The organism is Shigella sp. FC1967 (genome assembly GCF_001743005.1).
Classification (GTDB): domain Bacteria; phylum Pseudomonadota; class Gammaproteobacteria; order Enterobacterales; family Enterobacteriaceae; genus Proteus.
In genome coordinates this window covers 1-5,977 of sequence record NZ_MIIZ01000639.1, presented here as the reverse complement: position 1 = coordinate 5,977, position 5,977 = coordinate 1, and the positions used below count along the sequence as shown (strand labels likewise).

At 39.1% G+C, this 5,977-nt stretch carries 3 protein-coding genes and 2 pseudogenes; 2 read left to right on the top strand and 3 right to left on the bottom strand.

All coding sequences use genetic code 11. The features are described from left to right. From BHE89_RS24290 to BHE89_RS08285, 3 genes and pseudogenes are all read right to left on the bottom strand, one after another. Nucleotides 1–288, bottom strand: a pseudogene (locus tag BHE89_RS24290) (nickel ABC transporter permease subunit NikB); the annotation flags it as partial. A 72-nt stretch (nt 289–360) separates the two neighbouring features. After that, nucleotides 361–1,936: pseudogene (gene nikA, locus BHE89_RS08290) on the bottom strand (nickel ABC transporter substrate-binding protein). A gap of 11 nt (nt 1,937–1,947) precedes the next feature. Continuing rightward, nucleotides 1,948–2,733, bottom strand: coding sequence for a class I SAM-dependent methyltransferase (locus tag BHE89_RS08285; protein ID WP_069369503.1), 786 nt, complete (start codon nt 2,731–2,733; stop codon nt 1,948–1,950). A gap of 413 nt (nt 2,734–3,146) precedes the next feature. Here BHE89_RS08285 and BHE89_RS08280 point away from each other — a divergent pair, with 413 nt between their 5' ends. Both BHE89_RS08280 and BHE89_RS08275 read left to right on the top strand, forming a co-directional pair. Further along, on the top strand, nt 3,147–4,640 hold the full coding sequence (locus tag BHE89_RS08280) for a vWA domain-containing protein (protein WP_077885154.1): 1,494 nt from the start codon (nt 3,147–3,149) through the stop codon (nt 4,638–4,640). A 569-nt stretch (nt 4,641–5,209) separates the two neighbouring features. Further along, the coding region (locus tag BHE89_RS08275; RefSeq protein WP_286145993.1) for an SrfA family protein at nt 5,210–5,977 on the top strand (768 nt) is incomplete at its 3' end.

Genomic DNA, 5,977 nt, shown 5'->3' with positions numbered 1-5,977 from the left:
CTTAACATCTCTTGAATAACGGGGGTTCTTGTAAGAAAAGAGGTACCAAAATCGAGTTGCAAACCTGCTATTAACCATAAAAAGTAACGCGTAAAAAAAAGGCTTATCTAATCCTAACTCATGGCGCATGCCTTCAATGGCTTCGGGTGTTGGGACTATTTCATTGACACGTAGCGCGACTTCCGCAGGATCAGACGGGGCTAACTCCAACAGAATAAAAGCAATAAATGAAATTATCAGTGCCAGTGGGAAGATAGCCAGCACTCTCCAGAATATATAACGTAGCATAAGAGTTGAATCAGTGTGGCTCGTGGATATGACATGCCACACGTATTTGGGTTAATCTCATTGATGCATTAACTAAGGCTTAAAGCGCATCTTTTCAAAGGGTATTTCATATTGAGAGGGATTAAAGCCCACATTTTCTAATTCACTACGATGGATAGCCTTAGTACGTGAATAGGTTAGCGGAATATAGACCGCTTGCTCTGCCAATGAAGTAAATAAGGTTTTATAGAGTTCCTGACGACGAACCTCATTAGGTGTAATTAATAACTCGCCAATTATTGCATCCAATTGAGCTTTATTTGCCAATCCTTTTTGCCCTTGATAATCTGCATGAGCGGGTATTCTAAATGATGAAACAAAAGAAGCCGGATCGTAAGGCGTACCCCATGAGAGTGAATATTGTAAATCAAAATCACCATTTTTTTTGTCTATCTAAATAAGCTTGTTTCTCTTCACCTAAAATCGTTAAACCGACACCAATCTTTTTAAAGTCATCTTGAATAAGTTCAGCTATCTCTTTCTCAACGGCATTATTCACATTATAAGAGAGCAACAACTGTAATTTTTCACCTTGTTTCTCACGGATGGTCTTACCTTTTGGTAATACCCAGCCTTCGGCTTCTAATAGCTCAATCGCTTTTTCTGGCTGATAAACATAAGTTGGAGAAGTAAAATCACAGTAAGGCACACTGCGTGCCATTAACGTATCAGCGACTTTTTCACTGCCCGCTAAAATACCTTCGGCAATTCCTTCTTTATCAACCGCATATTGCAACGCTTGGCGGACTTTTTGGCTGGATGTCATTGCTCGGCTGCTATTGAGCACAATTGCGCGAGAAGCGATTGGTGCACTCATTTCAGTTTTGAATTTATCAGACGCCATAAGAGCCTCAAATGAATCCATATCTAACATGTCGCCATCTGCACCAAAAATAAGCTGAATATCCCCTTTTTGTAGCGAAAGTAACATGGTTTGTCTATCGGGGATCACTCGCCATATCACGCCATTAAGTACAGGCTTCTCTCCCCAATAATTAGGGTTAACCTTAAACTCAGCATATTGGTCTTTTTTATGCTCAGTTAACACCCAAGGCCCTGTACCCACATAGCTCGCAACACCTGTTTTAGTTTTGCCATTAATAAAAGAATTTGGCGAAATAAAGCGGAATGGGCGAGTTAAACCTAATTCAGTTAATGTTGGGTAGTAAGGATTTTTTAGATTTAATTTAACCGTGAATTCATCCACAATTTCAACACGATCAATCTGGCGAACTAACTCTAACCACGCATGACGTTCATAGTTGTCTAAAACAGCGTCAATATTTAATTTTACCGCTTTAGCATTAAAGGGGGCACCATCACTAAAGGTCACATCATGACGTAAAAAGAAAGTGTAGCTCTTTCCATCAGGAGAAATATCCCAACGCTCCGCTAAATAAGGTGCAACACCTTTTTCGGTATTTAATACTAGAGGTTCAAATACCATATTTTGAGCCGCCATCTCGCCAGAGTAGAGATGCGGGTTTATATCACGAATGTCTTTTGTGCTGGCATAATCCAACATATTATTGCTTTTATCTGCTAACGCAGGAAAAGTGCAGGCAAATGCTAACAGTAGTGTTGGGAACACTGAAAATAAGGGCTTCACGTTATTCTCCTTTAATTATCTATTCGTTGCTTTTGTGCGTGGATCATAAACATCGGTGTTGAGCCATAATTAATTTTTTCTTCTTCGTTCCACACAAAATCACCAATGCGAGTGTCGATCATATATCGACTAAAACCAACTTCTAGCAGGGTATTAATATCCCATTGTGGGCGTTTAATTTGACTTAATGGTAATTGGCGAGCAATGCGTTCCATCTCTTTGGTATCTGTATTGACGTAATGATCTTCAACTTGCTTTTCAATTGAACGCGCTCTATCTGCCACAAAACCTTGCCAATAATTCTCATCAAAGAGATGTAAATACCAGTTAGCATCAAAATTAATTAAACTGCCCCCCGGTTTTAATACACGAAACCACTCTGAATATGCTTTTTGAGGCGCTTTTAAATTCCATGTTACGTTGCGACTCACCACTAAATCGAATTGTTCACTGGCAAAAGGCAGTTGATGTACATCACCACGAATAAATTGGATCTTTGCTTTATGCGTTTGCGCATTTTGTTTAGCTTCCAGTAGCATACCCTCTGTTGCATCAATAGCCGTAACATCATGGCCCGATAACGCTAATAAAATGGCAAAAAAACCCGGTCCCGTTCCAATATCAAGCACTTTTAAGGTGTTACCGTCTTTGATATGTCCCAATAACAGATGACGCCATTTCTGTTGTTTCTCGCTTAGCAATTCCTGTTGATTCGACTCACTATAACTTTCAGCTCTGATATTCCAGTAGCGCGTTACATCATTAAGTAATTGGTTATTATTTATTTTGTTTATCATCAGAAACCTGCTGTTATATCAACGTAAAGAGAGGTATAACTACCTCTAAAAGCGAATGATTTGGTTATTTTTTAGTGTGGGTAACATACCTTGTAACCCCCGAGCTGCTCTATGTGCTATATCAATATTCACCCCGTACTCAACAAGGGAGAACTGCCAATTTGCGATCTTCATCTTTAGCATAAATATGCATCCTAATGGGAGTGAAGTTAAATAAGCAAATGGATTATTTCCCCTGTTAAAATAGAGAAATAAATTGAGCGAATTTAGAAATAAAAATTAATTTTTTCTTATATTAAAAAAGTGGATCCTTTAATTTCACCTTTTTTATAAAACCGTTATAGTCAATAATATTGCTATCTTAACTTTCTTTTTTTTAACGAATATAGCCGTCACATAAGGCTCTCTAAAATATGAATCGAATTTCACGATTAACGGCTGATATTACCCGCGCCGATTTTGCCTTAACCCATCAACAGCAATTACTTCAATTGCTGACTCAACACTTTCCTGCTAAGTATCGTTCTCTATTTGCTACCCCAGAGAAAAAATCGGATGACGTGATTGAATGGTACTCTCCTGTTTCTGGTGTTCCTGTCGCTTTAACGTCGTTACAAGGGCAAGAGCGACAAGAAATAAGTCGTATTTTAGATGAACGCCTCAACGATATTAAAACGCAAACAGCACTATTAGCATCACAAAATAGAATTACAGATGAAGAGCGCCATCTTTTAGATACAGCATCAACACTTCCTGATAGTGAAAGTGTCTATATTATTAATGGACAACCTGTTATTACATGGTGGCCACGTACAACACCATTGCCACCCCCTATTGCACAAGTCACCGCAGGTGCAAGTGCGGCAGCGGCGGGTGCGGCACTTGCCGATGTTCCTGCCAAAACACGCAACCGCTGGCTACGTTGGTTATTACTACTGTTATTTTTACTGTTTTTGGTCTTACTGGCATCTTGGCTGAAAGGCTGTTTTGATCCCAATACCGTTCCTCCTAGGGTTGAAGAGAAACCTGCCGTTGTCATACCGCCAAAACCAGAGACAGCTCCTGAGCCGACCCCGGAACCCGTTCCAGAACCAGAACCAGAGTCTATTTCTGAGCCTGAACCAGTACCTGAACCCAAGCCTGTGCCAGTAAAACTCACCCCGCTCGAAGCTTGTGTACAAGATGAAGTGAAAAAAACGGGTGTGACAGAAAAAAGGGCAAATACGACTTGTGAAAATCGCTTAGCAAACAAAATTAAGCAAATGTGTCCTGCCGATCGCCCTGCAGAACTGGCCCCTCAAGTGATCCTTATCTTTGATGCATCAGGATCTATGGCACTAAGCATGAATTTAACAGAAAGTGATTTAGACTATCTCGCGTTAACTGGACAACTTTTCCCTGGTTATGATGCTGAACCTCGACGGATCACGACAGCAAGAAACGCAGCAATAAAAATTATTAATAACATGCCGTCAGATATGAAAATTACCACTGTTGTGGCATCTGACTGCGGTGTTGTGAAATCAAGTCCGACTTATGGTAGTAATGAAAGGTCAAAATTACTCAGTTATATTAAACGTATTGAGCCTGATAGTGGCACACCATTAGCTGAATCTATTAAACGTGCAGGTAATTTAATTAAAGGCAATAATCGTGACACGATTATTGTGTTGTTATCAGACGGTTTAGAATCTTGCGATCAAGATCCATGTGCAGCGGCGAGAACCTTAAAACGCGCTCACCCTCGCGCCATTATTAATGTTGTCGATATCTTAGGTACTGGTGCAGGTAACTGCGTTGCCGATGCCACTGGCGGAAAAGTCTTCACTGCGCGTAATGCGAATGAAGTCAGTTTAATGACACGAAAAGCGATTGAAGATTATATTCCGAAGAACTGTAATGATTGATTACTGTGACTCATATTGAGTTCACTCTCTTTAATTTCACATTGAGGGTTGAACTTTTCATGTATCACGTGTATTTTATTATATTGAAGTTGGCAAGCTCTATATCTTATCTATCTTAAGCCTCTTTAATTATGTGTTTTTTCTTTTTTATTTTCACGTTATTCAGAATAACCCTATTTTGTGACTATTATCACAGTGACTAAACAATCATTAATAGTTTGTTCTTTTATATTTTGTCTTTTTTTTTCTTCTACTCCATTATTTTTTTAATGTAAAACTCAACATCTCGGTGATTTAATCTATATATTTAAGAAAATATAGCGCAACCTGTAAAATCATTATTTAATTATCATAATCGTTATCTTAATATTCCCTCTTTCACACAAGAAAAATAAAAAAACCTTTAATAATAATTAGTTAATTAACCCTAAATAATCCGCTAGATAGACACATAATTTCTGATAATATAAAATGTATATCAATTTTATATCTTTATTTTTAGTCCTTAAAGCCTATTTACGGATAAGCCAACTTACCCATAGATAATCTTGCCTAGCGGAATGATCGTCGTGAATAAAGCATTCTTACGAAGTGGTAAATTAGAAAATTACCTCCCAATGGGGGAAAATGGACAGGCTGTTTATATCTCTGCACTGCAGCTGCGTGAAACTCTACGTTTAAGAGGAAAGGCTCATATTTCTCAATGCCTTGCTATTCCTCAGCCAAATGAAACTGGCGAACGCATTGACTGGTATTCACCGATTGACGGCTCTGTTATTCCTTGGTCTGCGGCTTCAGAAGAAGAGCGCGCCGCCGCTTATGCTTTACTGAAAAAGAACCAAGATGATTTAATCGCCTTCAGTGAACAAGAACAACAAAAGACTGGAAATAAAGAAAGTCAGCTATTTGGTGCTCTGCTCAGTAAAACGATCCAATTTCCTGACGAAAACCATATTTTTATTGTTGATGGACAACCGATTATTACTTTTTGGGGTTTTGTCAATGCCAACCAACAACTTAGAGCTGATCCTGTTGCTTGCTTAAAACCCGCTGTTGTCCCTATTGCACCCACATCAACAGCAGTTCCACCAGCACAAGAAGAAAAAATCATTATTACTGATACGAAACGCTCTTGGTGGCGCTTCTTATGGTGGTTGTTACCTTTATTATTGCTTCTACTCGCAATTTTCTTTTTAAGAGGTTGTTTCTCAACGCCAGCGTTACCGATGATCGATAGTAAAACACCCGATATTGAAGCGCCTAAATTGCCAGAACCGACGCTTGAAAAACCGAAAGTCCCCACAGTAGTTACTCATGGCCACACAGTCGGCGTACCA